Source organism: Agrococcus pavilionensis RW1, from assembly GCF_000400485.1.
In the GTDB taxonomy this organism is placed as follows: domain Bacteria; phylum Actinomycetota; class Actinomycetes; order Actinomycetales; family Microbacteriaceae; genus Agrococcus; species Agrococcus pavilionensis.
In genome coordinates this window covers 23,353-49,132 of the sequence record NZ_ASHR01000030.1, presented here as the reverse complement: position 1 = coordinate 49,132, position 25,780 = coordinate 23,353, and the positions used below count along the sequence as shown (strand labels likewise).

Annotated in this window: 26 protein-coding genes; 5 read left to right on the top strand and 21 right to left on the bottom strand. The window is 72.3% G+C overall.

Features of this window, described 5'->3' with window-relative positions; genetic code table 11:
- Positions 1–3: 3 nt before the first annotated feature.
- The 10 genes from L332_RS25085 to L332_RS25040 all read right to left on the bottom strand — a co-directional run bounded on the left by L332_RS25085 (position 4) and on the right by L332_RS25040 (position 9,030).
- Positions 4–1,113: a branched-chain amino acid ABC transporter permease gene (locus tag L332_RS25085; RefSeq protein WP_321163272.1), complete on the bottom strand. Its 1,110-nt coding sequence runs from the start codon at positions 1,111–1,113 to the stop codon at positions 4–6.
- 9 nt (positions 1,114–1,122) lie between these two features.
- Positions 1,123–2,001: a branched-chain amino acid ABC transporter permease gene (locus L332_RS25080; protein ID WP_021011062.1), complete on the bottom strand. Its 879-nt coding sequence runs from the start codon at positions 1,999–2,001 to the stop codon at positions 1,123–1,125.
- Positions 1,998–2,705: an ABC transporter ATP-binding protein gene (locus L332_RS25075; RefSeq protein ID WP_021011061.1), complete on the bottom strand. Its 708-nt coding sequence runs from the start codon at positions 2,703–2,705 to the stop codon at positions 1,998–2,000. The genes L332_RS25080 and L332_RS25075 overlap by 4 nt, the downstream gene beginning before the upstream one ends.
- On the bottom strand, positions 2,702–3,457 hold the full coding sequence (locus L332_RS25070; protein ID WP_021011060.1) for an ABC transporter ATP-binding protein: 756 nt from the start codon (positions 3,455–3,457) through the stop codon (positions 2,702–2,704). Before L332_RS25070 ends, L332_RS25075 begins: the two co-directional genes overlap by 4 nt.
- 13 nt (positions 3,458–3,470) lie before the next feature.
- Positions 3,471–4,682 carry a substrate-binding domain-containing protein gene (locus L332_RS25065; RefSeq protein ID WP_031223971.1) on the bottom strand — a complete coding sequence of 404 codons (1,212 nt, stop codon included), beginning with the start codon at positions 4,680–4,682 and terminating at the stop codon, positions 3,471–3,473.
- A gap of 237 nt (positions 4,683–4,919) precedes the next feature.
- Positions 4,920–5,411: an SRPBCC domain-containing protein gene (locus L332_RS25060; RefSeq protein ID WP_021011058.1), complete on the bottom strand. Its 492-nt coding sequence runs from the start codon at positions 5,409–5,411 to the stop codon at positions 4,920–4,922.
- 2 nt (positions 5,412–5,413) lie between these two features.
- Positions 5,414–5,764 carry an ArsR/SmtB family transcription factor gene (locus tag L332_RS25055; protein ID WP_021065066.1) on the bottom strand — a complete coding sequence of 117 codons (351 nt, stop codon included), beginning with the start codon at positions 5,762–5,764 and terminating at the stop codon, positions 5,414–5,416.
- Between the two features lie 69 nt (positions 5,765–5,833).
- Complete coding sequence (locus tag L332_RS25050; RefSeq protein ID WP_021011056.1) at positions 5,834–6,994, bottom strand: heparan-alpha-glucosaminide N-acetyltransferase domain-containing protein; 1,161 nt, start codon at positions 6,992–6,994, stop codon at positions 5,834–5,836.
- A gap of 337 nt (positions 6,995–7,331) precedes the next feature.
- Positions 7,332–8,318 carry a class II fructose-bisphosphatase gene (gene glpX, locus L332_RS25045; protein WP_031223965.1) on the bottom strand — a complete coding sequence of 329 codons (987 nt, stop codon included), beginning with the start codon at positions 8,316–8,318 and terminating at the stop codon, positions 7,332–7,334.
- Positions 8,319–8,424: 106 nt separating this feature from the next.
- On the bottom strand, positions 8,425–9,030 hold the full coding sequence (locus L332_RS25040) for a DAK2 domain-containing protein (RefSeq protein ID WP_021011054.1): 606 nt from the start codon (positions 9,028–9,030) through the stop codon (positions 8,425–8,427).
- Between the two features lie 118 nt (positions 9,031–9,148).
- On the opposite strand from L332_RS25040, the gene fbaA reads away from it, so the two are divergent.
- Complete coding sequence (gene fbaA / locus L332_RS25035; protein ID WP_021011053.1) at positions 9,149–10,174, top strand: class II fructose-bisphosphate aldolase; 1,026 nt, start codon at positions 9,149–9,151, stop codon at positions 10,172–10,174.
- 55 nt (positions 10,175–10,229) lie between these two features.
- Here fbaA and L332_RS30380 read toward each other — a convergent pair whose 3' ends face one another.
- Genes L332_RS30380 through L332_RS25025 form a run of 3 tightly spaced genes read right to left on the bottom strand, consistent with a single transcriptional unit; the run spans position 10,230 to position 11,792 of the window.
- A complete protein-coding gene (locus L332_RS30380; protein ID WP_021011052.1) occupies positions 10,230–10,388 on the bottom strand; it encodes a hypothetical protein in 159 nt (52 codons plus the stop codon).
- Between the two features lie 25 nt (positions 10,389–10,413).
- A complete protein-coding gene (locus tag L332_RS25030; RefSeq protein WP_021011051.1) occupies positions 10,414–10,725 on the bottom strand; it encodes a hypothetical protein in 312 nt (103 codons plus the stop codon).
- A 44-nt stretch (positions 10,726–10,769) separates the two neighbouring features.
- Entirely contained in the window at positions 10,770–11,792 is a 1,023-nt protein-coding gene (locus L332_RS25025; RefSeq protein ID WP_052588722.1) for a 4-hydroxy-3-methylbut-2-enyl diphosphate reductase, read from the bottom strand.
- 83 nt (positions 11,793–11,875) lie between these two features.
- Here L332_RS25025 and xseA point away from each other — a divergent pair, with 83 nt between their 5' ends.
- On the top strand, positions 11,876–13,099 hold the full coding sequence (gene xseA, locus L332_RS25020) for an exodeoxyribonuclease VII large subunit (RefSeq protein WP_021011049.1): 1,224 nt from the start codon (positions 11,876–11,878) through the stop codon (positions 13,097–13,099).
- Positions 13,100–13,112: 13 nt separating this feature from the next.
- Here the strand turns inward: xseA and L332_RS25015 are convergent, their stop codons facing one another.
- Both L332_RS25015 and argE read right to left on the bottom strand, forming a co-directional pair.
- Positions 13,113–14,384 (bottom strand): MFS transporter, encoded by a 1,272-nt coding sequence (locus L332_RS25015; RefSeq protein WP_021011048.1) that lies wholly within the window; start codon positions 14,382–14,384, stop codon positions 13,113–13,115.
- Positions 14,381–15,571, bottom strand: coding sequence for an acetylornithine deacetylase (gene argE, locus L332_RS25010; RefSeq protein WP_021011047.1), 1,191 nt, complete (start codon positions 15,569–15,571; stop codon positions 14,381–14,383). Before argE ends, L332_RS25015 begins: the two co-directional genes overlap by 4 nt.
- A 102-nt stretch (positions 15,572–15,673) precedes the next feature.
- On the opposite strand from argE, the gene L332_RS25005 reads away from it, so the two are divergent.
- The 3 genes from L332_RS25005 to L332_RS24995 are packed head-to-tail and all read left to right on the top strand — an operon-like array spanning position 15,674 to position 18,001.
- On the top strand, positions 15,674–15,910 hold the full coding sequence (locus L332_RS25005) for an exodeoxyribonuclease VII small subunit (protein ID WP_021011046.1): 237 nt from the start codon (positions 15,674–15,676) through the stop codon (positions 15,908–15,910).
- Positions 15,907–16,548: a DUF4245 family protein gene (locus L332_RS25000; protein WP_021011045.1), complete on the top strand. Its 642-nt coding sequence runs from the start codon at positions 15,907–15,909 to the stop codon at positions 16,546–16,548. Before L332_RS25005 ends, L332_RS25000 begins: the two co-directional genes overlap by 4 nt.
- A 49-nt stretch (positions 16,549–16,597) precedes the next feature.
- On the top strand, positions 16,598–18,001 hold the full coding sequence (locus L332_RS24995; RefSeq protein WP_021011044.1) for a class II fumarate hydratase: 1,404 nt from the start codon (positions 16,598–16,600) through the stop codon (positions 17,999–18,001).
- A gap of 70 nt (positions 18,002–18,071) precedes the next feature.
- Here the strand turns inward: L332_RS24995 and L332_RS30160 are convergent, their stop codons facing one another.
- The 6 genes from L332_RS30160 to L332_RS24965 all read right to left on the bottom strand — a co-directional run bounded on the left by L332_RS30160 (position 18,072) and on the right by L332_RS24965 (position 25,710).
- On the bottom strand, positions 18,072–18,914 hold the full coding sequence (locus L332_RS30160) for an IS3 family transposase (RefSeq protein ID WP_021065064.1): 843 nt from the start codon (positions 18,912–18,914) through the stop codon (positions 18,072–18,074).
- Entirely contained in the window at positions 18,911–19,405 is a 495-nt protein-coding gene (locus L332_RS30775; protein WP_021065063.1) for a helix-turn-helix domain-containing protein, read from the bottom strand. The genes L332_RS30160 and L332_RS30775 overlap by 4 nt, the downstream gene beginning before the upstream one ends.
- Before the next feature lie 90 nt (positions 19,406–19,495).
- Positions 19,496–21,064, bottom strand: a complete 1,569-nt coding sequence (locus L332_RS24980; protein ID WP_021011043.1) for a zinc-binding metallopeptidase family protein — start codon at positions 21,062–21,064, stop codon at positions 19,496–19,498.
- Positions 21,061–22,668, bottom strand: coding sequence for a thiamine pyrophosphate-binding protein (locus L332_RS24975; protein WP_052588717.1), 1,608 nt, complete (start codon positions 22,666–22,668; stop codon positions 21,061–21,063). Before L332_RS24975 ends, L332_RS24980 begins: the two co-directional genes overlap by 4 nt.
- Positions 22,669–22,691: 23 nt before the next feature.
- Complete coding sequence (locus L332_RS24970) at positions 22,692–24,359, bottom strand: amidohydrolase (protein WP_021011041.1); 1,668 nt, start codon at positions 24,357–24,359, stop codon at positions 22,692–22,694.
- A gap of 1 nt (position 24,360) precedes the next feature.
- A complete protein-coding gene (locus L332_RS24965; RefSeq protein ID WP_021011040.1) occupies positions 24,361–25,710 on the bottom strand; it encodes an MFS transporter in 1,350 nt (449 codons plus the stop codon).
- Positions 25,711–25,780 lie beyond the last annotated feature (70 nt).

Here is a 25,780-nt window from a genome sequence, read left to right as displayed (position 1 = left end):
GTCCTAGGCTTCCATGTCCTGGAGCGCCTTGGGCTCCGCGACGTCGCGCTTGCTGCCGCGCCGCTGCGTCACGCGGTGCGAGAGCCCGACGATGCCGCCGGGCGCGAACATCACGACGAGCACGAAGAGCATGCCGAGGATGAACAGCGGCTCCGAGAGCGGGATCCGCAGCACGTCGGGCAGCCCCCGGATCCACTCGGCCGAGGCGAGCGCCGCGAGCCGCTGGTCGAGCAGCGTGTAGACGATGCCGCCGACGATCGCGCCCCAGCGGTAGCCGACGCCGCCGAGCACGACGATGACGAGCAGCGTGAGCGTGAAGTCGCTCGTCGAGATGCGGGGCGTCGCGCTCGACTGCAGCAGCATGAAGCCGATGCCGGCGACGGCGGCGAGCACCGCGGCGCCCGCGAAGAGGAAGAGGCGCACGAAGTAGGGGCGAAGGCCCAGCACCGTCACGCGCAGCTCGTTCTCGCGCGCCGCCGCGACGACGTGGCCGAGGCGCGAGCGCTCGATCCACACGCACGCGAGGTAGACGATGACGAGGATCGCGAGCGCGAGCCAGTAGAGGTTGCGCGTGTTGACGACCCCGACGAGCACGTCGGGCACGACGTCGACCGGCAGCCGCACGCCCTCCTCGCCGCCCGTGAGGCCGCCGACGTTGCGGCGGATCATGACGTTCATCGCCTGCGCGACCGCGAGCGTCACCATCGCGAACGAGATGCCGGTGACGCGCAGCGCGAGCGCGCCGACGAGGTTGCCGAGCACGAGCGCGATGACGAGGGTCAGCACGATCGCGACGAGGAAGACGGCCTCGGCGGGCATGCCGCTCGGCGCGAGCAGCTTGAGGATGATGCCGAGACCGTAGGCGCCGGCGGCGAAGAACATCGCGTGGCCGAACGAGAGCAGGCCCGCGACGCCGAAGATCAGGTGGTAGCTGAGGGCGAGCGCGGCGATGAGCATCGCGTACGCGAGCACCGTGAGGGTGCCGGGCGTGTAGGTCGGTCCCGGGAGGATGCCGGGGATGTCGATCGCGAGCAGCGGCAGCATCGCGGCGACGCCGACGATGACGGCGCCGACGACGAGCTTGCCCCAGACGGAGGTGAAGAAGGTGCGCACGCTCATCTCCTAGTGCTTGACCTTGCCCATGAGGCCGGTCGGTCGGACGAGCAGCACCGCGGCGAGCGCGAGCACGATGGCGAGGTCGCCGGTGCCGCCGAGGTAGAAGTTCGCGAACTGCTGGATGACGGCGACGAGCACGGATGCGATGGCCGCGCCCGTGAGGGAGCCGAGGCCGCCGATGACGGTCACGATGAACGCGTAGATCAGCAGGCTCGTGCCCTGGTGCGCGCCGACCTGGCCGTAGTAGACCGAGGCGAGCACGCCCCCGAGGCCGGCTGCGGCGCCGCCGATCGCGAAGACGATCGTGAAGGCGCGGCGCACGTCGATGCCGAGCGCGGTGACCATCGTGCGGTTCTCGACGCCCGCGCGGATGACGAGGCCGTAGCTCGTGCGCTGCAGGAAGAGCACGATGAGCACGAGCACGACGACGGCGGTGGCGATGAGCAGCCAGCGGTCGTTCGGGATGTTGGCGCCGAGCACGTCCGTCGTGCCGCCGAGCCACTCGGGCAGGCGGATCTGGATGGGGTCGGTGCCCCAGATGCCCTCGAAGAGCGCGACGGAGGCGAGGCCGAGGCCGACGGTGACGAGCACCTGCTCGATGTGCCGGTTGTAGAGCGGCCGGATGAAGATGAGCTCGGTGAGCGCCGCGACGACCGCGCCGACGACGAGGCCGACGAGCATGCCCGTGAGCAGTCCCGCCCAGGTGCCGTCGCCGATCCGCCGCCCCACCTCCCAGCCGAGGAAGCCGGCGAGGGTGAGGAAGGAGCCGTGCGCGAAGTTGAGCACGCCCATGAGCCCGTAGATGAGCGAGAGGCCGCTCGCGACGAGGAAGTAGAGGGCGCCGAGGCCGATGCCGGTGATGAGCAGGAGCAGGACGGTGCTCACGCTGCCTCCTCGTCGGTCGAGACGCCGAGGTGCCGGTGCACGAGGTCGGAGTCCAGGAAGTCGGCGGCCGGGCCCGTGTGGACCACGCGGCCGCCGGAGAGGACGATGACGGAGTGCGCGAGCGCGCGCACGACCTGCAGGTTCTGCTCGACGAGCAGCATGGGCGTGCGCTCGGCCGCGGCCTCGAGGGCCTTCGTGACGGTGCCGACGATGAGGGGCGCGAGGCCCTTCGTCGGCTCGTCGACGAGCAGCAGCCGGTTGTCGTTCATGAGCGCGCGCGAGAGCGAGACCATCTGCTGCTGGCCGCCCGAGAGGGTGCCGGCCTGCTGCTTGGCGCGCTGGATGAGCTCGGGGAAGAGCTCGGCGACGATGCCGCGGTTCGGGGCGCCGCCGCGCTCGGCGAGCCGCAGGTTCTCCTCGACCGTGAGGCCGCCGAAGACCTCGCGATCCTCGGGCACGTAGGCGATGCCGCGCTGCACGATGCGGTGCGTCATGAGCCGGTCGATGCGCTCGCCCGCGAACGTCACCTCACCCGAGCGCTCGTAGAGGCCGAGCAGCGCCTTGATGTTCGACGACTTGCCGACGCCGTTGCGGCCGAGGAGGGCGGTGACGCCGTGCTCGGCGACCTCGAACGAGGCGCCCTCGACGACCTGCTGGCCGGCGATCCGCGCGTCGAGGCCGCGGACGGTCAGGATGGCGGTCACACGGTCTCCCCGAGGTAGGCCTTCTGGACTTGCGGATTGGCCATGACGGCCTTGGGGGTGTCGATCGCGAGCAGCTCGCCGTGGTGCATGACCGCGACGCGGTCGACGAGGCCGAGCAGCACCTCCATGTGGTGCTCGACCATGAGCACGGTGCGGCCAGAGGCGTGGAGCCGCCGGATGACCTCGACGAGGCCCGCGACGTCGCCGGAGCCGACGCCCGCCATGGGCTCGTCGAGCAGCACGACCTCCGGCTCGGTCGCGATGAGCATCGCGATCTCGAGCTTGCGCTTGTCGCCGTGCGAGAGGACGCCCGCAGCCGTGTCGGTGTGGTGGGCGAGGCCGACCTCCTGCAGGCAGCGGTCCGCGACCTGCGCCGCGTCGTCGCCCTGCCGGGGGAACCTCCAGGGACTCGTCGCTCCCCCGAGCTTCGACTGCGCCGCGAGGCGCACGTTCTCGCCCGCCGTGAGGCCGGCGAAGACGCTCGAGGTCTGGAACGTGCGGCCGAGACCGACCCGCGCCCGCTGGTGCACCTTGTGACCGGTGACGTCGTCCCCCGCGAGGCGGACGGTGCCGCTCGTGGGGATCATGACGCCCGAGATGATGTTGAACAGCGTGGTCTTGCCAGCGCCGTTGGGGCCGATGACCCCGACCATCTCGCCGGTCCCGACCTGCATCGTGACGTCGTGCAGGATGCGCGCGCCGCCGATCTGCAGGCCGACGGCGTCCAGCTGGAGCGCGGGTCGGTCGACCATCACTGCATCACCCTCACTCGCCCGCGACCGGCGGCGCGACGGCCTCGGCGTCGGCGACCTCGATGAGCTCCGGCACCCACGTGCCGGCCTCGTCGACGAGCCGCACCTGGAACATCGGCTGGATGAGCGCGTGGTCCTCGGCGCGGATGGTGAGCTCGCCCTTGACCGACTCGAAGGTCCAGCCCTCGAGCGCCTCGATCATCGCGGCGGTGTCGCCCTTGCCCTCGGCGATCGCGTGCACGAGCATCTGCGCGCCCACGAAGCCGTCGACGGTGAAGAGGTCGGCCTCCTGGCCCTCGGCCTCGAGGAACGCATCCATCGCCTGCGCCGCCTCGGTGTCGGTCGCCTGCGGGAAGTAGTGGTTGAGGAACTGGATGTCGGCCGAGCCCGGGCCGTAGGCCTGGTACGAGGCGCGGTCGGCGAGGCCCGTGACGACGGTCGTCGAGGCGAGCACCTGCTGCTGCGCGAGCGCCTCCCACATCGCACCGGTCGTCGCGCCGGCCCACGCCACGAAGACGAGGTCGGGCGAGGCCGCCGAGATCTGCTGCGCGAATGGGGTGAACTCCGTCGCGTCCTCGGCGACGAGGATGGGCGTGACGTTCGCGCCCTCCGCGCCGAGCACGGCCTCGACCGAGGCGACGTTGCCCTGGCCGAACGCGTTGTCCTGCGCGAAGACGACGATGTTCGAGCCCTCGACGCTGTCGAGGAAGGTCGCGGCAGTCGCGACGTCCTGCAGCGTCTGGCGGCCCGAGCGGAACGTCTGCTCGTTGATGCCCGTGATGGCGTCGGCGGCGGCCGGGCCCGAGAGGAAGAGCACGTCGTTCTGCGCCGCCTGCTCGGCGACCGCGAGGGCGACGCCCGAGGCGGCCGAACCGCCGAGCACCTGGAAGCCCTGGCCGATGAGGTCCTTGGCCTGCGTGACGGCCGTGTCGGGGTTGCCCTGGTCGTCGACCCACTCGATCGTGAGCTCTACGCCGTCGATCTCGCCGGTGCCGTCGGTCGCGTAGTCGAGGCCCGCCTCGAAGCCCTGCTGGTAGGCGGCGCCGTACGCCGCGAGCGGGCCGGTGATCGAGGTGATCATGCCCACGTTGACGGCGACGGTCTCCTCCGCGCCCTCGGAGCCGGCGGTGGAGGGCGAGGTGGTCGACGCGGTCGGCGCGCACGCCGTGAGCGCGAGCGCGGCGAGGGCGACGCCCACGCCGGCGAACTTCGTTGTCCTGCGCATGAGTTGCCTTTCGAGCGGTGCGAGCCCCGTCAGGGCGCTGCTCGACTGGCGAGACAGCACTCCCTCGTGCGGCTTCACGGTTCCAAACCTGACAGGTGGTTCAGGTTTCAGGTTCGAGCATGCAAGAGGCGTGCGCGCATGTCAAACCGGTGCCGCTTCCGTGACCGGATCGTGATGCTCGCGGCGCGCGAGAGCGGGCGGCAACCGGCTCTCGCCGGCGCCGCCCGCAGCCCGCCGTCAGCGCGCGGTGAGGCTCGCGAAGTACGGGTCGAGGCGATCGAAGCCCGCCTCGATCCCATCGGCCATGCCGCTCGCGTAGGCGCCGTCGCGGTGCTCCTTCGACGCGTACGTGATGACGGTCCGCATCGTCGTCACGCCGTCGGACTCCGCGAAGGTGACGACGTTGTGCGTCGGCGGCAGATCCATGCCGCCCATCGCCGAGCCGCCCATCCGCTCGGTCGAGACGAGCCGGCGGGGCTCGTCGGCCTCGAGCACTTCGCCGGCGATCTCGAGCTCGCCCTCGGCGTCGACCCACACCCAGCGGAACGAGCCGCCGGTGCGCATGTCCATCTCGCACACGGGGAACTCGGTCTCGGGGTCGGGGCCGAGGAGCCACGTGCGGACGACCTCGGGGTCGGTGTAGGCCCGCCAGACCTCGGCGGCCGGGGCGCGGAAGTCGCGCTCGTAGGCGATCGACGTGTCGTCGGGCATCGTGAATCGGGTCTTCATGGTCACTCCTCATCGGTTCCCGACTGGAGGTGCGCCTCGAGGCGGTCGAGTCGGGCGTCGACCTGGACCTCGAACTGCGAGACGAAGACGGCAGCGCGGATGAGCGGCGCGAGCTCGATGATGCGGTGGATGCGCTGCGCGTCGCGCTCGGGTCGGACGAGGCCGGCCTCCTCGAGCACCTTGCAGTGCTTCGAGACGGCCGGCTGGCTGAGCCCGGCGAGCGCGGTGAGCTCGGTGACGGTCGCGGGCCCCGACCGCAGCCGCAGCAGGATGCGGCGGCGCGTGCGGTCGGAGAGCGCGGCGAAGATGCGGTCGAGCTGCTCGTCGTCGAGTCGCTGCGCTCGCATCTTCATCACCACCCAGTTCTATAACCACTTGGCAATGTACGACGACGCGGATGGCGTGTCAAGGGGCGGATGCGCTCATTCGGCCCGGGCGGGCGCGGTCGGCTCGCGCGGGCCCGCGGCGCGCGTCGCAGCCGCGCCGACGAGCCGCTCGAGCGGCCCGCGGGCGCGCGAGGCGGCGAGGATCGCCCCGATCCCGATCGCGACGGCGAGCTGCGCGGCCCACGCTCCCCACCCCGTCGAGAGCTCAGGGGCGGCGAGCGCGAGCGTCGAGAGCAGCACGACGTGCACGACGTAGATCGTGAGCGGCGCCGCGCCCGCCGCGCGGAGCGGCTCGAGCGCGCGCAGCGCGCGCGGCGGCAGCGACGCGGCGAGCAGCCCGAGGAGCGCGATCGCGACGAGCCCGATGCCGACCGTGCGCGCCATGTCGGTGGGCGTGCCCGAGTGCGGCGCGGCGACGAGCTGCCACGCGGGCTCGGTGCCCTGCGCGGCGCCGTAGGCGTTCATGAGGATCGAGTCGCGCATCGCCTCGGCGGGCTGCTCGAGCACCGCCTCGGCGACGAGCCGCACGCCGAGCTCGCTCGCCGCGACGGCCGCGGCGATGAGCGCCGCACCGGCCACGCCGACGGTGGCGAGCGCCCGCCGCTCCCGGCCGCGCGCGCGGGCCGCGAGCAGCGCGCGAGCGAGGAGCATCCCGACGAGCAGGTACGCGAGCCACGTCACGACCGGGTAGACACCCGTGAGCACGACGTCGACCGCCCCGGCGAGCAGCGCGTCGCCGGGCCCCTCGGGCTCGACGAGCTCCGCGGGCAGGCTCTCGCGGGCGATCGCCGCGAGCGAGCCGCCCGCCGCCCACAGCGCCGCTGCGAGCGCGGCGATCGCCCACGACGGCAGCGTCAGCAGCAGCCCGGCGAGCGCGATGGCGACGCCGAAGGGCACGAGCACGACGAAGACCGCGGTCGCGAGCGGCGCCACGAGGACGCCGAGCACGGCGACGACCGCGCCGCGCGCGAGCGTCGAGCGGATCGCGCCCCGCCGATCCCCCGCCGCGAGCCGCTGCCGCGCGGCGAGCACGACGCTCACACCGCCCAGCACGGCGAACAGCGTCGACGGCGGTCCGTCGACGAGTGCGACGACGCCCGGCGCCGGCGCTTCCCAAAGGACGGTGTGCGCCGCCATCATCCCCGCGACGGCCGCGAGCCGCGCGAGGTCGATGCCCACGAGTCGCGTGCCGGCCACGGCACCATCGTGCCGCACGCGCCTCGCCGAGTGCACCGCATCCGCCGTGCCAGGGGCTCTCGGTGACGACCGGTACGGCGACTCGATCCACTCCCGCCGACCCGACCGCCTCCAGCAACGAGCCGACCCGCTTTCGCTCACTCGACCCGCTGCAACGGCTCGACTCGGCGAGAACAGGTCGAGTCGTCAAGTCCCGGCCCTTCGCGGACCCGTTCCGCCGAACGGGGCCCCGCATGTCGGGTCCCGTTCGGGAGAAGGGGTCCGGTTCGCCTCGACGCCCGCAGGCGCTCGGCGCCCGCAGGCGCTCAGCGGCTCAGGCGATCAGCGGCTCAGGCGATCAGGCCTTCGACTCGAGCCACTTGTCGCTGCGGTGCTCGGCGATGACGCGGCGCGCGGTGCCGGTCTTCGAGCGCAGCACGAGCGACTCGGTGCGGATGAGCGGCCCCTTGCGGCGCACCCCGTCGAGCAGCTGCCCGTCGGTGACGCCGGTCGCGACGAAGTAGGTGTTGTCGCTCGCGACGAGGTCGTTGAGCCCCAGCACGCGGTCGAGGTCGTGCCCCGCCGCGACGACCTTGCGGTGCTCCTCGTCGCTCTGCGGCGCGAGGCGGCCCTCCATGAAGCCGCCGAGCGCCTTGATCGCGCACGCGGTGATGACGCCCTCGGGCGTGCCGCCGGCGCCGACGCACATGTCGATGCGGGTCTCCCAGCGCGCGGCGTTGATGCCGCCCGCGACGTCGCCGTCGCGCATGAGGCGCGTACCGGCGCCCGCCGAGCGGATCTCGTCGATGAGCTGCGCATGCCGCGGCCGGTCGAGGATCGCGACGACCATCTCGCCGACGTCCTTGCCCTTCGCGCGCGCGAGCTCGCGGAGGTTGTCGCCGATCGACTGCTCGAGCGAGATGACGCCGTGCGCCTCGGGGCCGGCGACGAGCTTGTCCATGTAGAAGGCGTCGACCGGGTCGTACATCGTGCCGCGATCGGCGACCGCGATGACGCTCAGCGCGTTCTGGCGCCCGGCCGCCGTGAGCGACGTGCCGTCGATGGGGTCGACGGCGATGTCGCACGAGGGGCCGCGGCCGTTGCCGACGTGCTCGCCGTTGAAGAGCATCGGCGCCTCGTCCTTCTCGCCCTCGCCGATCACGACCACGCCGTCGAACGCGACGGTCGCGAGGAACGTGCGCATCGCGTTGACCGCGGCGCCGTCGGCGGCGTTCTTGTCGCCGCGCCCGATCCACGGCACCGCGCGGATCGCCGCTGCCTCGGTGGCTCGCACGAGCTCCATCGCCAGGTTGCGGTCTGGGTGCTCGAAGACCGGTGCCGTCATCGAATCGGAGCTGGTCGCCACGGTGTCCTCCATCGGTTGGCCTTGCCCTCGAGCCTAGTGATGCGGATGCCTGGGCCAGGCCATGCGGGCGCGGCGCGACTGCGCGTCACGCGTCGGCGTCGTCGCTCAGCTCGGCGATCGTCGCGGCGAGCGCCCCGAGGATGACGGCCGACGAGGTCGCGCCGGGGTCGGGGTAGCCGATGTCGGGGTTAGATGCGTCGAAGCGCGCCTCGAGCGCGGCCGTCTCGAGCGCGGCCTCCTCGGCGATGTCGGCGGCGCGCGCCGCGGCGACCGTCACGGTCTCGCCGCGCACGAGGTGGTCGCGCGCGTCGTCGAGCGCGGGCACGAGCGTGTCGACGACCGACTTGTCGCCGACGTTCGCGTCGGTCATCGCGTGGAGCGCTGAGAGCGCCGCGTCGATCATGGCGACCGGACCCTGCCGCTCGACGGAGGCGGCGGCGCCCAGCACCGTGCCCCACAGCGGGTTCGAGAAGCCCGCGCCCGTGCGCCACGCCTCGGCGGCGGCCGAGAGCGCTGCGCCCGCGGGCGCGCCCGCGGCCGCGTCGCGCGCGGCGGTCGCGCCCGAGAGCATGTGCTGGCCGTGGTTGCCGTCGCTCGCGACCGCGTCGAGCCCGTCGAGGTCGTCGCTCGCCTCCGCGAGCGCCGCGACGATGCGGTCGAGCGCCGCGCGGACGATGTCGTCGTGCTGCATGCTGACCCTCCTCGAGCCGAGGGGCTCGCCCCCTGCGGATGCCTGAAGCCTAGACTGAGACCGATCCCGCGACGCCGCGCCTGGCGGCTCGCGCCACAGACGAGTCAGGAGCCGCACGATGCCCGTCGCAACGCCCGAGCAGTACGCCGAGATGCTCGACAAGGCGAAGTCGAACGCCTTCGCCTACCCCGCCATCAACGTCTCATCCTCCTCGACGATCAACGCCGTGCTGCAGGGGCTCGCCGAGGCCGGCTCCGACGGCATCATCCAGGTCACGACGGGCGGCGCCGACTACTTCGCCGGCCACAGCGTCAAGAACCGCGCAGGCGGGGCGATCGCGTTCGCGCGCTTCGCCACCGAGGTCGCGAAGGCCTACCCCATCACCGTCGCGCTCCACACCGACCACTGCCCGAAGGACGCGCTCGACGGCTTCGTCATGCCGCTGCTCGAGGCGAGCGAGGAGGAGGTGCGCGCAGGTCGCGCGCCGCTCTTCCAGTCGCACATGTGGGACGGCTCGGCGGTGCCGCTGGAGGAGAACCTCGAGATCGCGAAGCAGATCCTCCCCCGCACGCACGCCCTCGGCCAGGTGCTCGAGGTCGAGATCGGGGTCGTCGGCGGCGAGGAGGACGGCGTGAGCCACGAGATCAACGACCAGCTCTACACGACGCTCGACGACGCGATCGCGATGGTCGAGGCGCTCGGCCTCGGCGAGCACGGCCGCTACATGGCGGCGCTCACGTTCGGCAACGTGCACGGCGTCTACAAGCCGGGCAACGTCAAGCTGCGCCCCGAGCTGCTGGGTGAGATCCAGGCGGGCCTCGCCGAGAAGTACGGGACGGATGCGAAGCCGCTCGACCTCGTCTTCCACGGCGGCTCGGGCTCGAGCGACGAGGAGATCGCCGAGGCGGTGCGGAACGGCGTCGTGAAGATGAACATCGACACCGACACGCAGTACGCGTACACGCGCTCCATCGCGGGCAGCATGTTCTCGAACTACGACGGCGTGCTCAAGATCGACGGCGAGGTCGGCAACAAGAAGGTCTACGACCCCCGCTCGTGGGGCAAGACGGCCGAGTCGGCGATGGCGCAGCGCGTCGTCGAGGCGACGCAGCAGCTCGGCTCGGCCGGCTGGTCGAGCAAGTAGGCAGACGTGCGAAGGGCCCCGCCGCGGCGGGGCCCTTCGTCACGCCGGTGCGCGGTCAGTGCTTCGTGCCGAACTGCAGCCGGTTGCGGGTCTGGATCTCGGCGTTCGCCTGCGCGGCGGGGTCGCCGTCGTGCGCGCCGGGCAGCGAGTCGTCGCCGTACGTGCGCACACCCGAGCCCGTCAGCCCCTGCCAGAACCGCGTGAGCCGTGCCATGAAGCCTCGTCGCTCCGCCATGGTCCTACTCCCAATCTCCCGCGTCGATGATGCTGTCCGTGCCCTCCGGGAGCGTCGTGTCGTCGACGCCGTTGTCGTCGGTGTCGACACCGGCCTGCGTGCCGCCGTGCTCGTCGGGGATGTCGGCGGGGTCGTCGCCCTCCCACTCCTCGTCGCGCGACTCGGCGCCCTCCGGGGCGTCGTCGTCGCCGATCTCGTCGAGCTCGTCGGTGGCGAGCACGCGGTCGTCGTCCGCCGGGTCGCCCATCGACTCGTCGAAGTCCTCGCCGTCAGCCATCTGCTCGGCCCACTGGTCGTCCTGCTGCACGTCTGCCATGCGGCGAGCGTATCCACGCATGCTGGATGACGCCAGGAAGCCGGTCAGCGGCGACGGCTCGGCCGCAGCTCCTTCGGGAGCGAGAAGATGAGGTCCTCCTCGGCGGTGCGCACCTCGGTGACGTCGCCGAAGCCCGCGTCCTCGAGCTCCATGAGCACCTCGCGCACGAGCCCCTCCGGCACGCTCGCGCCGCTCGTGACGCCGATCGTGCGCACGCCCTCGAGCCACTCCTGCTGGATCTCGGTCGAGAAGTCGACGCGGTGCGCGGCCTTCGCGCCGTGCTCGAGCGCGACCTCGACGAGCCGCACCGAGTTGGAGGAGTTGGCGCTGCCGACGACGATCACGAGGTCGGCCTCTGGCGCGATCTTCTTGACCGCGACCTGGCGGTTCTGCGTCGCGTAGCAGATGTCGTCGCTCGGCGGGTCCTGCAGGTTGGGGAAGCGCGCGCGCAGCCGCCGCACCGTCTCCATCGTCTCGTCGACCGAGAGCGTCGTCTGGCTGAGCCACACGAGCCTGTCGGGGTTCCGCACCTGCACGGTGTCGGCCTCGTCGGGGTTGTTGACGATCGTCACCCGGTCGGGCGCGTGGCCCGCGGTGCCCTCGACCTCCTCGTGGCCCTCGTGGCCGACGAGCAGGATCTCGAAGTCGTCGCGGCTGAACCGCACGGCCTCGCGGTGCACCTTCGTCACGAGCGGGCACGTCGCGTCGATCGCCGAGAGCCCGCGATCCTCGGCGGCCTGCACGACGGCAGGGCTCACCCCGTGCGCGCTGAAGATGACGCGCGCGCCCTCGGGCACCGCATCCACCTCGTCGACGAAGATCGCGCCCTCGGCCTCGAGCGCCGAGACGACGTGCTTGTTGTGCACGATCTCCTTGCGCACGTAGATGGGCTCGTCGTACTGCTCGAGCGCCTTCTCGACGGCGAGCACCGCGCGGTCGACGCCGGCGCAGTAGCCGCGCGGCGTCGCGAGCAGGATGCGCTTGGGCTCGTCGGTCGGGACGGCCTGCAGGCGACCCCGACGGAGCACCGGACGCGGGGCGTCGAGGGGCACTCTGCCGTTCGTGATGGTCACCGGTCCAGTCTACGATGCCGACCTATGGGCTGCCCCGGTCCTCCGGTTCTCCGCGGGGCGGCCGCGAGAGGAGCGGGATGGCCGAGCGGATCACGGGCACGCCGGACGAGCCGTGGAGCGTCGACCGGCTCGGCGCCGAGCTCAAGGGCTACATCGGCCGGCTCGGCCACCTGTGGGTCGAGGGCGAGATCACGCAGTGGTCGGCCTCGCGCGGCAACGTCTTCGGCAAGCTCAAGGACGTCTCGGGCGACTCGACCGTCGCGTTCAACGTGTGGAGCTCGACGCTCGCGCGGATCGAAGGCGACTTCGGCCAGGGCGACCGCGTCGTGCTGCTCGTCAAGCCCGACTACTGGCCGCGCGCCGGCACGCTCTCGATGATCACCCAGCAGATCCGCCACGTCGGGCTCGGCGACCTGCTCGCGCGGCTCGAGGCGCTGCGCCGCTCGCTCGCGGCCGAGGGGCTCTTCGACGCGTCGCGGAAGCGCCCGCTCCCCTTCCTCCCCGGGCGCATCGGCCTCATCACGGGCCGGGACTCCGACGCCGAGAAGGACGTGCTGCGCAACGCCCAGCTGCGCTGGCCCGGCGTCGAGTTCCGCGTCGAGCACGCCGCGGTGCAGGGCGATGCGACCGTGCCGACCGTGCTCGCCGCGCTCGAGCGGCTCGAGGCCGACCCCGACGTCGACGTCATCATCATCGCCCGCGGCGGCGGCGACTTCCAGAACCTGCTGGGCTTCAGCGACGAGCGGCTCGTGCGCGCCGTCGCGGCGGCGACGACGCCGATCGTCTCGGCGATCGGCCACGAGGCCGACCGGCCGCTCCTCGACGACGTCGCCGACCTGCGCGCATCGACGCCGACGGACGCGGCGAAGCGCGTCGTGCCGGACGTCGCCGAGGAGCTCGCCCGCATCGCGCAGGCCCGCGCGCAGCTGCGGCAGCGCGTCACCCAGCTCGTCGCGCGGGAGGCGGAGCGGCTCGAGGCCGTGCGCTCGCGCCCGGCGCTCGCGCGCCCCGAGTCGATCGTCGACGCGCGCGAGGAGGACCTCGCGCGGCTCACGGCGCGCTCGGACGAGCTCGCCGCGCGCCTCGTCGACGTCGCGCACCAGCGGCTCGACCACCTGAGGCAGACGCTCCGGGCGCTCAGCCCGCAGGCGACGCTCGATCGCGGCTACGCGGTCGTGCAGACGGCATCGGGCTCGGTCGCACGCGACGCGGCCGAGCTCGGCGCGGGCGACGCACTGCTCGTGACGCTCGCGCGCGGCGCGCTCGACGCGGAGGTGCGCGCCGCCCACGCCGAGGCGTGAGCGGCGCTGGCCCTCACGAGAGCCGGTAGCGCTTCCGCACGAAGTACAGGCCGACGAGCGACAGCACCGCGATCGCCATGTAGTAGACGCTCGGCGTGTTGAGGTTGCCGGTGACCTCGAGCAGCCACGTGAGCACGAGCGGCGCGATGCCGCCGAGCACCGTGACGCCGACGTTGTAGGTGACCGAGAGCCCGGTGCCGCGCACCTCGGCGGGGAACATGTTCGAGAGCAGCCCCGGCAGCGGCGCGAAGTAGAACGTCATGATGATGCCGAGCAGGCCGATCGCGATGACGAGCCCCGCGACGCTCCGCAGGCTCACGATGATCTGGAAGATCGGCCACGCGAGCACGAGCGCGGCGACCGCCGCCCACGTCATGATCCTGGCGGGGCCGACCCGGTCGGCGAGCCGCCCGACGTAAGGCGAGCCGAAGATCGTGATCGTGCCGGCGACGACGCCGCCGAGGTACGCGGCGGTCGGCGGGATGTCGAGGTTCGTGATCGCGAACGTCGGCATGTACAGGATCATGTAGACCGAGATCGTCGCGACGCCGATGACCGCCGAGCCGGCGAGCAGCCGGCCCCAGTGCTCGCGCAGCAGCGCGCCGAGCGGCGACTTGCGGCGCTCCTGCACGCCGAGCTCCTCGGGCTCGGCGAGCCGCGCGCGGATGTAGAGGCCGACGGGGCCGATGAGCAGCCCGACGAAGAACGGCACGCGCCAGCCCCAGTCGTTCAGCGCCTCCTCGGTGAGCCAGGTGTTGAGCGCGAAGCCGAACGCCGAGGCGAGCAGCATCGACGCGCCTTGCGCGGCGATCTGCCACGAGGCGTAGAACATCTTCTTGTGGGGCGCGGTCTCGATGAGGAACGTCGTGGCGGTGCCGAACTCGCCGCCCGCCGAGAAGCCCTGGATGAGCCGCGACAGCAGGATGATGACGCCGCCCCACACGCCGACCACGGCGTAGGTCGGCGCGACGGCCATGAGCAGCGTGCCGACCATCATGAGCATGAGCGTGAGCGTCAGCGCGTTCTTGCGGCCCTTGCGGTCGGCGTAGCTGCCGAGGATCATGCCGCCGAGCGGGCGGATGAGGTAGGTCGTCGCGAAGGTCGCGAACGTGTAGATGAGCCCGTACTCGCCCGCGTCGGGGAAGAAGTTGCGCGTGATGACGACCGCGAACGATGCGTAGACGATGATGTCGAACCACTCGAGGGCGGCGCCGATCGAGCTCGAGATGACGGCCTTCCGCGCGGCGGCGAGCCGCTCGGGAGTGGCCTGGACGGTGGCGGTCATGCGGTCTCCTGCGTGCTGAGGGCGGCGATGAGCCGGTCGACGAACGCCTCGCAGCGCGCGATCTGCTCGAGCTCGATGAACTCGTCGGGCGCGTGCGCCTGGGCGATGTCGCCCGGGCCGCACACGACGGTGGGGATGCCGGCCTGGGCGAAGAGCCCGGCCTCGGTGCCGTAGGTGACCTTGTCGTCGCTCGGCTCGGCGCCCCACGCGGCGGCGAGCGCGACGATGTCGGCGTCTGCGGGCGTGTCGACGCCCGGCGCGGCGGCGGTGGTCGTGAGCGTGACGCTCGCGCCGGGGTGGCGCTCGCGCATGCCCGCCTCGATGCGCCGGCACTCGGCGCGGAAGCGCTCGACGAGTGCCTCGTGGTCGACGGTCGTGAGCGCGCGGAACTCGAAGTGCACCGTGCACTCGGCGGGGATCGTGTTGATCGCGATGCCGCCGTCGATGCGGTTGACGCTCACGGTCGTGAACGGCACGACGTAGCCCTCGTCGAAGGGCCCCTCGGCGCGCAGCTCGTCGGCGACGCCCTGCACGAAGCGCACGAGCTCGGCCGCCGCGACGATCGCGTTCTCGCCCTGCGGCGTGAGCGAGGAGTGCGCAGCGAGTCCGCGCACGTCGACGCGGAAGACGTTCATCGACTTGTGGCCGCGCACGATGCGCATGCTCGTCGGCTCCCCCACGACGCAGCCGCGGGGCTCGATGCCGCGCCGCTCGATCTCGGCCACGAGGTCGATCGCGCCGACGCAGCCCACCTCCTCGTCGTACGAGAGGGCGAGGTGGATGGGCTCTGCGAGCCGCGCGGACGCCATCGCGGGCGCCTTCGCGAGCAGCACGCCGAGGAACGACTTCATGTCGGCGCTGCCGCGCGCGTAGAGCCGGCCGTCGCGCACCTCGGGCTCGAACGGCGCGCTCGACCACGCCTGGCCGTCGACCGGCACGACGTCGGTGTGGCCCGAGAGGACGATGCCGCCGCGCACGCTGCCATCGGCGGCGGGGATCGTCGCGAGCAGGTTCGCCTTCGCGCCGTCGGGGCTCGGCACGAGCGTCGACTCGATGCCGAGGTCGCCGAGCAGGGCGGCGACGTGGTCGATGAGCGGCAGGTTGGAGTCGCGGCTCGTGGTGTCGAATCGGAGCAGTCGCTCGATCTCGGCCATGGTCGCGGCGGATGCGGAGGGCACGGTGAACACGTCCTGACGGTCGGCGGTGGGGATGGATCGATCCTCGCAGGCGTCCCCCGATCGCGCCTGCATGAGCGCTCGACGTCGGCGGCCCGACGGTAGACTGGCACCGTGACCACCCCCGCGAGCGACGCTGTCGCAGAGCTGAGCTACGAGCAGGCCCGTGACGAGCTCGTGCGCGTCGTCCAGGCGCTCGAGTCGGGCGGGGCGTCGCTCGAGGAGTCGCTCGCGCTGTGGGAGCGCGGCAACGCCCTCGCCGAGCGCTGCGAGCAGTGGCTGCAGGGCGCGAAGGCGCGACTCGACGCCGCGCGCGCGACCGCGCCCGCCGAGGGGGCTGCCGAGGCATGAGCCCCAAGCAGCCCCGGGTCGTCGCCGAGCTCGGCCGCCCGGAGACGCCGGAGGAGGCGGCCGCGCGCAAGGCGGCCGCGTCGAGGCGGCACCGCGAGAACCAGACCTTCTCCAATCTCATCGTCGCGATCGTCGCGTGCCTCGGCCTCGTGCTCGTCATGGTGCTCGTCGTGCTGCGGCCCTCGCCGCCGCCCCGCGAGCCGATCGACGTCGCCGCTGCCGCCGCCTCGGCCGAGCCGAGCGTGGGCGCACCGCTCATCGCGCCGGAGCTGCCGGAGGGCTTCGACTCGAACGCGGCCGAGATCCGCGTCGGCGCCGATGGCGTCACGACCTGGTACGCGGGCTACGTGACGCCCGCCGAGCAGTTCGTCTCCTTCACGCAGGCCCTCGACGCCAACCCGACGTGGCTGCTCGCCGCGACCGACGGGGCCGTCGCCGTCCAGTCGGGCGAGCGCACGGTCGGCGGGCTCACGTGGACCGAGCACGACCAGCGCGACGCCGAGGACCCCGGGAACTTCGCGTTCGTGCTCACGACCGAGCACGACGCATCCACCGTCGTCGTCGCCGGCACCGCCGCCGACGACGAGATCCAGACGTTCGTCGAGGCCGTCAGCGCAGCGCTGACGGCCGTCGAGTGACGAGAGAACCGAGCCCGGCAGGGCGAACCCGAGTGAGAGGCACAGCGCAGTGAACGACGTCGAGTACCGGATCGAGCACGACACGATGGGCGAGGTGCGGGTGCCGAAGCACGCGCTCTACGCCGCGCAGACGCAGCGCGCGGTCGAGAACTTCCCCATCTCGGGCTCGGGCCTCGAGCCCGCGCAGATCGTCGCGCTCGCGCGCATCAAGCGCGCCGCCGCGATCGCGAACCGCGACCTCGGCATCCTCGAGGCGTCGATCGCCGACGCGATCGTGGCGGCGGCCGACGAGGTCATCGGCGGCGCGCACCACGACCAGTTCCCGGTCGACACCTACCAGACGGGCTCCGGCACGTCGTCGAACATGAACATGAACGAGGTGCTCGCGACGCTGGCGACGAAGCACCGCGGCGAGCCCGTGCACCCGAACGACCACGTCAACGCCTCGCAGTCGTCGAACGACGTCTTCCCGACCTCGGTGCACATCGCCGTCACCGGCGCGCTCGTCGAGCAGGCCATCCCCGCGCTCGAGCACCTCGCCGGGGCGCTCGAGGAGAAGGCGGCGCTCTGGGCCGACGCCGTCAAGCCCGGCCGCACGCACCTCATGGACGCGACGCCCGTCACGCTCGGCCAGGAGTTCGGCGGCTACGCCGCGCAGATTCGCTACGGCATCGAGCGCATCGAGGCGGCGCTCCCCCGCGTCGCCGAGGTGCCGCAGGGCGGCACGGCGGTCGGCACGGGCATCAACACGCCGCTCGGCTTCCCCGAGAAGGTCATCGCCGAGATCGCCGCGTCGAGCGGGCTGCCCATCACCGAGGCGCGCAACCACTTCGAGGCGCAGGCCAACCGCGACGGTCTCGTCGAGGCATCCGGGGCGCTCCGCACGATCGCGGTCTCGCTCACGAAGATCAACAACGACCTGCGCTGGATGGGCTCGGGCCCCAACACGGGCCTCGGCGAGGTCGCGATCCCCGACCTGCAGCCGGGCTCGTCGATCATGCCGGGCAAGGTCAACCCGGTCGTGCCGGAGGCCGTGCTCATGGTCGCCTCGCGCGTCATCGGCAACGACGCGACGATCGCGTGGGCCGGCGCGTCGGGCTCGTTCGAGCTCAACGTGCAGATCCCGGTGATGGGCACGGCGCTGCTCGAGTCGATCCGGCTGCTCTCGAACGCCTCGCGCGTGCTCGCCGACAAGACGATCGCGGGCCTCGAGGCGAACCTCGAGCGCGCCGCGGCGCTCGCGGGCATGAGCCCCTCGATCGTCACGCCGCTCAACCGCCTCATCGGCTACGAGGCGGCGGCGAAGATCGCGAAGCACTCGGTCAAGGAGGGCATCACGGTGCGCGAGGCCGTCATCGACCTCGGCTACGTCGAGCGCGGCGAGCTCACCGAGGCCGACCTCGACAAGGCGCTCGACCTGCTGTCGATGACGCACCCGGGCGTCGCGAAGTAGCCGACCCCCACGAAGAGGGGCACCCGCCGCGTGAACTGGTCCCCGAAGGTTGGACTGGCCAAGTAGGAGCCTACGCCGCGAGGGCCTGGGTCCGGTATTGCACCGGGCTCAGGCCCTCGAGCGTTGAGTGGCCGCGCTCGGTGTTGAACCAGGCGATGTAGTCGTCGATCGCCGCGGTCAGCGCTTCGGTGCTGAGGAACGTGGTGTTGCAGTAGAGCTCGTCCTTGAGGTGGCCGAAGAAGCTCTCCATGACGGCGTTGTCGAGGCAGTTGGCCTTGCGCGACATCGACTGGACCGCGCGACCTTCCAGCAGCCTGCGCCAGGTCGCGTGCTGATATTGGAAGCCCTGGTCGGAGTGCACGATCGGCTGCTCGCGCGGCGTGAGCCGCGTGAGCGCCTGCCGCAGCGAGCTATTGGTCAGCTCGAGGTTCGGGGACGAGCTGGTCGCGTGGCCGATGATCTCTCGCCCGAACAGGTCCATCACGGTCGAGAGGTAGAGCTTGCGGTCGCCGACGCGGAACTCGGTCACGTCGGTGACCCACTTCTGGTTCGGGGCGGTGGTGGTGAAGTCCCGTCGCAGCAGGTTCGGGGCGATCTTGCCGACCTCGCCCTTGAACGAGGCGTAGCGCTTGCGGCGGATCTGGCACCGCAGCCCGAGCTCCCGCATCAGCTTCAGCACCGTCTTCTTCGACACCGCCCAGCCGGCGGCACGCAGCTGGTCGCGGATGCGGCGATGCCCGTAGCGGCCGTTGCAGCGGTCGAAGATCCGCTCGATCTCGGCCTTCAGGCCTGCGTGCTTGTCCTCGGCGTCGAGGCGCGCCTGGTGGTAGAAGAACGTCGACCGGGCGAGCCCGGCGACCGTCAGCAGGGCGGTGAGGGGGTGGTCGGCCTTGAGGGCGACGACGGCGTTCACCTTGTCCGTCGTCGCTGGTCCATCAAGGCCTGCAATTTTCCCAGGTAGGCGTTCTGAGCCCGCAGGTACTCGTTCTCCCGCCGGAGCCGCTGCAGCTCCGATTCCTCACCGCCTGCGGGCGGCGCCGAGCCGGGCGGCCTGCCCAAGGGCTTCGGCCGCAGCGCTTCCTCACCATCGTTGCGATACTTGCGCGCCCAGGTCTCGATGAGCTTCGGCGACGACAGCTCGAACTCGCGAGCGAGGGCGACCTTCGATTCGCCCCCGAGGAACCGGGTGACGATCGCGAGCTTGATCTCGAACGGGTAGGACTGCTTCGTCGGCTTGGTCACCAGCGCTCCTCGACCACGCACGCGCCAGCGGTCGTACAGCCGCTTCACCGCCGGCCCGCTCACGCCCAACTCCGTCACGACCGACTTTTCGCCGCGACCTTCCTCGAAGCACGCTACAGCGAACTCGCGCTGCTGCTCCGTCAGCGAACTTCGCTGGTCCATATGACTGACCCCCAGGAGTCGGAACTGAATTACTCAGTCCAACTCCCGGGGGTCAGTTCACGCGGCGGGTGCCCCTCTCTCGCGCCGGTGTCACCAGCGGCGGTCGTCGCCCGCGCCGGCGTAGTCGGGCCACGGCAGGTCGATCGGCGGCTCGAAGTCGGCGGGCAGGAGGGCCGGCATCGGCTCGGCCGCGACCCGCTCGTCGAACTCTGCCTTCGCCGCCGCGAGCAGCTCGGGCCGCGTGAGGAGGTCGAGGAAGGTGCCGGCGACCGTCTTGCCCGCCGTCACGATCGTCGGCGCGATCGTCGCGGGGATGCCGCCGAGCGCGTTCATGACCCACGCGGGGTAGGGCCCTGCGCCCTCGACGGGCTGCAGCGCGGGCCGCGAGACGTAGAAGCGCACGAGCGGCGCGTAGTGCGACATCTCGACGTAGTCGTCGCTCGTCCAGTTGCGCTGCCACGCCGGCATGTGCTCGCGGAGCAGCCGCTCCGCCTCCCGCGGCGCGATGAGCTGCTCGGTCTCGGCGAGGAACGGCCGCTCGCTCGGCTCGAGGCCGAGGCTCCGCTGGATCTCCTGCGCGACCGCGATCGCCTCGTCGCCGTAGCTCGGGGCGCCGACCCGCTCGAGGTTGGCGTAGAGCACCTCGGCCATCGCGTGGTTCGTGCGGCCGGGGCGGCTGCGGGCGATCCAGCGCTCCTCGACCTCGCAGTGGCCCATCATCGCCGCCGCCTGCGCGTTGCGGTCGAGCACGGCGAGGATGTGCTCGGCCATCTCGACGTCGGGGGTGCGCCACGAGAACTGGATGCGCGCGACGCGCTGCGGCAGGTTGTCGGCCGTCGCCTGCCCGTCGGTGAGGATCGCGTCGGAGAAGCTCCAGCCGCCCGTCGCGGGGAGCATCGAGTCGAGCATCGTGCGCGAGGCCGTGTACATCTGCATGAGCGAGACGTTCGCGCCCGGCGCCCGCGCCGCGGAGTGCGAGGCGGGGATGGGCGAGTTCGGGTCGGCGCTCGAGAGCTGCCACGACTCGGGGTGGTCGCACACGAAGGAGTAGACCTTCGAGTAGTAGGCGCCGCACTGCGTGTCCCACCGCGCCGTGTTGCACAGCGGCAGCATGTAGAAGGGGTGGAACGAGACGATCGCGTCGGCGTCGTCGTAGTAGCCGCGGAGGCCGTGCACGACCTTCGAGCCGTGCATCTTCTCGGCGGGCTCGCCCGTGTAGTGGAGCGTGCCGCCGATGCCGTGCTGCTGCATCGCGTGCTTCGTCGCGAGGAGCCCCGCGAGCGTCGAGATCCCGAGCGCGGAGTGCGGGTCGGTGTGGCCGGGCGCGAACCGCGAGAGGCCCTCGCGCGGCTGCTCGCTCGTCGCGGCCGCCTGACTGTTGCCGGGCACGGCGTCATACTCGGCGTAGGTGAGGAGGGTGGGGCCCTCGCCGTTCGACCAGCGGGCGCTGAACGCGGTCGGCATGCCCGCCGAGCCGTCCTGGACCTCGAAGCCCTCCGCGCGCAGCAGCTCGACGTACCAGCGCTGCGAGCGGTACTCGCGCCACGCGGGCTCGGCGAGCTCCCAGATGCGGGTGTGCCACTCGGTGAGCTGCTCGAGCTGCTCGTCGATCCAGGCCTGCGCGGTCGCCTTCGCCTCGGCGGTCAGCTGCGTCGTCATCCCTGCTCCTTCGCGTCGTCGGCCGTGCGCGGCCCGGCGTCGAACGCCGCCTGCTCGATGTGGATGAGCTGCAGCCCGCCCGCGGCGAGGGCCGCGTCGACGGCCTCGCCGAGCCCCGCGGCGTCGGCGACCCGGCGGCCCGTGCCGCCGAACGCATCCGCGAGCCTCGCCCAGTCGGGCTGCGCGAGGTCGACGCCGACGGGCGCGATCCCCGCGTCGAGCTCGTTCTGCTTGATCTCGGCGTAGCCGCCGTTGTCGACCACGATGACCGTCACGTCGAGCCGCTGCTCGACGATCGTCATGAGCTCCTGCACCGAGAACATGAGCGCGCCGTCGCCGACGACCGCGAAGGTCGGCCGCTCGGGGCTCGCGACGCGGGCGCCGAGCGCCGCGGGCAGGCCGTAGCCGAGCGTCGCGTAGGTCGCCATGTAGAGCGCGGTGCCGGGCTCGCTCGCGCGCAGCGCGTTGACGAGTCCCCAGTAGGCGATCTGCGAGGAGTCGGTCGCGACGATCGCCTCGGCCGGGAGCGCCGCGGCGATCGCCTCGGCGATCGCGGTGTTCTCGGCCGAGAGCTCGAACGACTCGGCGCGCACGCGCTCGAGCGTCGCCGCGACTCCCGCGGCGGCGTCGCGCGGCTGCCCCTCGCCGAGCTCGGCGGCGAGGACCGCGAGCACGGCGCGCGCGTCGCCGACGATGCCGAGCTCGGCCTGCTGGTTGCGCTGCAGCTGCGACTCGAGCACGTCGACGCGGATGACGCGGCCGCGCGCCTCGAGCCGGTCGACCCAGAGCTCGGCCTCGCCGAGCTTCGAGCCGACGACGAGCAGCACATCCGCGTCGCGGGCGCGGTCGCGGGCCGCGGCGAGGCGGAGGTTCGCGCCGAGCGAGAGCTCGTGGCGCTCGTCGAGCACGCCCTTCGCGTTGAGCGTCGTGACGACCGGGGCGCCGAGCCGCTCGGCGAGGGCGCGGAGCTCCTCGCACGCACCGCGCGAGCCGCCGCCAGCGAGGATCACGGGGTCGGCCGCCTCGCGCAGCAGCGCGGCGGCCGCGGCGACGAGGCCGCCGTCGATCGCGGGGCGCGGCGCGGACTCGCGCGCGACGAGCGCGTCGTCGGGCAGGCCCGCGTCCTCCGCGAGCAGGTCGAGCGGCAGCTCGAGGTAGACGGGGCGGGGCCGGCCGGTCGCGAAGAGCGCGAAGGCGTCGTGCACGGCCTCGACGGCCTCCGCCGGCGACTGCGCGCGCACGGCGCGCTCGACGATCGCGCTCGCGGCGCCGAGTTGGTCCTTCGTCTCGTGGAGCGTGCCCGCGTCGGCGAACTCGCGGCCGCGCTCGGGTCCGGGCGCGATGAGGATCATCGGCCGCGACTCGGCGAACGCCGTGCCGGCGGCCGAGAGCGCGTTGAGCAGGCCCGGGCCGCTCGTCGTGACGACGACGCCGGGGAGGCCCGTGCGCTGCGACCAGCCGTCGGCGGCGTAGCCCGCGCCCTGCTCGTGCCTCGTCGTGACAGGGCGGATGCCGAGCTCGGCGAGCGGCCGGTAGAGCTCGAGGTTGTGCGTGCCGGGGATGCCGAAGACGGTGTCGACGCCATAGGCGCGCAGCGTCGCCATGACCGCGTGGCCGACGGTGGTCGTCACGGCTGCTCCGCGGCGTACCGCGCCGAGCCGTCGACCCACGTCTCGAGCACGCGGATCGCGGCGAGCTCCTCCCCCGGCACCGCGAGCGGGTCGGCCGAGAGCACCGCGAAGTCGGCGCGCTTGCCGGCCGCGAGCGAGCCGAGCTCGTGCTCGCGGCCGATCGAGACGGCGCCCTCGAGGGTGTGGGCGCGGAGCGCCGTCGCCGCGTCGATCCGCAGCGCGTCGGGACCGAGCTTCGTGCCGCGGCGGGTGACGCGCGTCACGGCGGCCTGCATGGCCTCGAGCGGGCGCGGCTCGGCGACGGGCGCGTCGGACGAGATCGTCACGGGCACGCCCGCGGCGACGAACTCGCCGAGCGGGTTGAAGCGCTCGCCGGGCGTGCCGATCGCCTGCTCGACACCCTCGCCCCAGTTGTAGTGGTGCTGCGGCTGGTTGACGGGCCGGATGCCGAGCTCGGCCATGCGGGCGATGTCGCCCTCGGTGGGCAGGCCGCAGTGCTCGATGCGGTGGCGCGCGTCGGCGTCGGGCCGCTCGGCGAGCGCCGCCTCGAGCGCGTCGACGACCATCGCGATCGCGGTCGGCGACTGCGCGTGCGTCGCGGTCTGCAGCCCCGCGGCGTGCGCGCGGCGCACGAGCCCGGCGTACTCCTCGGGGTCGTGGTAGAGCTGGCCCGTGCGGCACGGGTCGCCGACGTAGCCCTCCGGGAAGTAGGCGGTCCACCCGCCGAGCGTGCCGTCGGCGTAGAGCTTGATGCCGGTCGCCGAGAGGAAGGCGTTGCCGAACGGGCCGGTCATGCCGAGCTCGATCACCTGGTCGAGCAGGTGGGAGAGGAAGTACATCGAGACGCGCATCGAGAGGGCGCCGCGGTCGGCCATCTCGAGGTAGGCGGCGAGCTCGCGCTTCGACACCTGCGCGTCGCCGATCGCGGTCACGCCGCCGGCGAGGAACTCGCGCTGCACGAGGTCGAGCTGCCGCTGGTGCTCGGCGGGCTCGTCGGCGAGGTGGAAGTTGGGGCCGTGGTGGCCGATCTTCACGCCGTGGAGGCCAGTGAGCACGTTGCACGCGGCGTCCGAGAGCTCCCCCGTGAGCTCGCCCGACGCATCCCGGAAGAACTCGCCGCCCTCGGGGTTCGGGGTGTCGCGCGTGACGCCGTAGCGCTCGAGCGTGAACGAGTTGACGACGCCGCCGTGGCCGGAGGCGTTCATGATGTACACCTCGCGGTCGCGCGCCACCTCGTCGAGCTCGTGCCGCGTGGGGTGGCGGCGCTCGGCGAGGTTGCGCTGCTCGTAGCCGTAGCCGCGGATCGGCACGCCGGCCGGCAGCCGCTTCGCGCCCTCGCGGAGCAGCTCGACGATCTCGGGGATCGAGCCGGCCTTCGCGGGCGACACGTCGATCCACGTGAGCAGCTGCCCGTACATGAGCGGATGCGCGTGGGCGTCGATGAAGCCCGGCACGATCGTGGTCCCCGGCCGGTCCACCCGCTCGGCGTCCATCCCGGCCGCGGCCGCCTCGACCTCGGCGACCTCGCCGATCGCGAGGATCCGGCCGCCCGCGGTGAGCATCGCGCGCGCCTCGGGCTGCCCGTCGTCGACCGTCAGGATGCGGTCGGCGGTGATGATCGTCGGGCGCGAGTCCCGGTCGTCGAACGTGGCGAGGCGGCGCACGTCACTCCCCCTTCGGTCGCTGGACGGCGGTGGTGTCGAGCCGCGGCTCGAACGACTTCGTCACGGGCGCCTCGTCGGAGTGCTGCGGCGCGAGCGCGGTCGAGACCCACGCGACGACGCCGAGGAAGGCGTAGAGCCCGATGACGGTCCAGATGTTGCCGGTCGCGGCGAAGAGCGCGGCCGCGACGACGGGCGAGAGCCCGCCCCAGACCGCCGCGCCGACGCCGTAGGAGAGCGACATCGAGGTGTAGCGCGACTGCGGGCGGAACATCTGCGACATGAGCGCCGACAGCGGGGCCCACGTGCCGCTCATCGTCAGGCGGATGGCCGAGACGAGCACGTAGATGAGCGCGACCTCGTGCGCGCCGATCGCGAGGATGAGCGGCACGACGAGCAGCACCGAGAGGCCGATGCCGAGGTACATGAGGCGCTTGCGGCCGAACTTGTCGCCGAGGTAGGCGAGCGGCAGCGTCACGAGCGCCTCGACGAACGAGGCGACCGTCATGGCGCCGAGGATGATCTCGGCGTCGAGGCCGACGTCGGGCGAGGTCGCGTAGCTCTGCACGTAGGTCGTGGCGAGGTAGTAGCCGCCCGACGCGATGCCGACCATGCCGAAGCCGAGCAGCATCGGATACCAGTTGTTCTTGAGCGCGAAGACGAGCGGCGTCGACTGCTGGCGCTCCTGCACCTTCTCCTCGAACACCGGCGTCTCCTCGACGCGCCAGCGCACCCAGAGGCCCACGCCGATGAGCACGATGCTCGCGAGGAACGGCACGCGCCAGCCCCACGTCATGAGCACGTCGTCGCCCATCGCGGCGAGGATCCAGAAGGCGCCGGTCGCGAGCAGCGCGCCGAGCGGGTTGCCGAGCTGCGTGAAGCCGCCGTAGAAGGTCTTCCACTTCGGCGGGGCGCTCTCGACCGACATGAGGCTCGCGCCGCCCCACTCGCCGCCGACCGCGAGGCCCTGGCAGATGCGCAGCGCGATGAGCAGGATCGGGGCTGCGATGCCGATCGTGTTGTAGTCGGGCACGAGGCCGACGAGCACGGTCGCGATGCCCATGAGGAGCAGCGTGATCGTCAGCGCGGGCTTGCGGCCGAGGCGGTCGCCGACGTGGCCGAAGATGATGCCGCCGAGCGGGCGGGCGAAGAACGCGACGGCGTAGGTCGCGAAGGATGCGAGCGTGCCCATCGCGGGGTCGGCGTCGGGGAAGAAGACGGTCGGGAACACGATCGCGGCGGCGGTCGCGTAGACGTAGAAGTCGTACCACTCGATGGTGGTGCCGACGGCTGCTGCGGTGCCGGACTTCAGCGCGCGGCGGTGCGTGTTGGGGTGCGCGGCGGCGGTGGTCATGAGAGCTCCCTCGCTCAGTGGATGCGCCAGCACTGCGTGCGGCGATGCGACGACGATAGGCCAGCCGGCG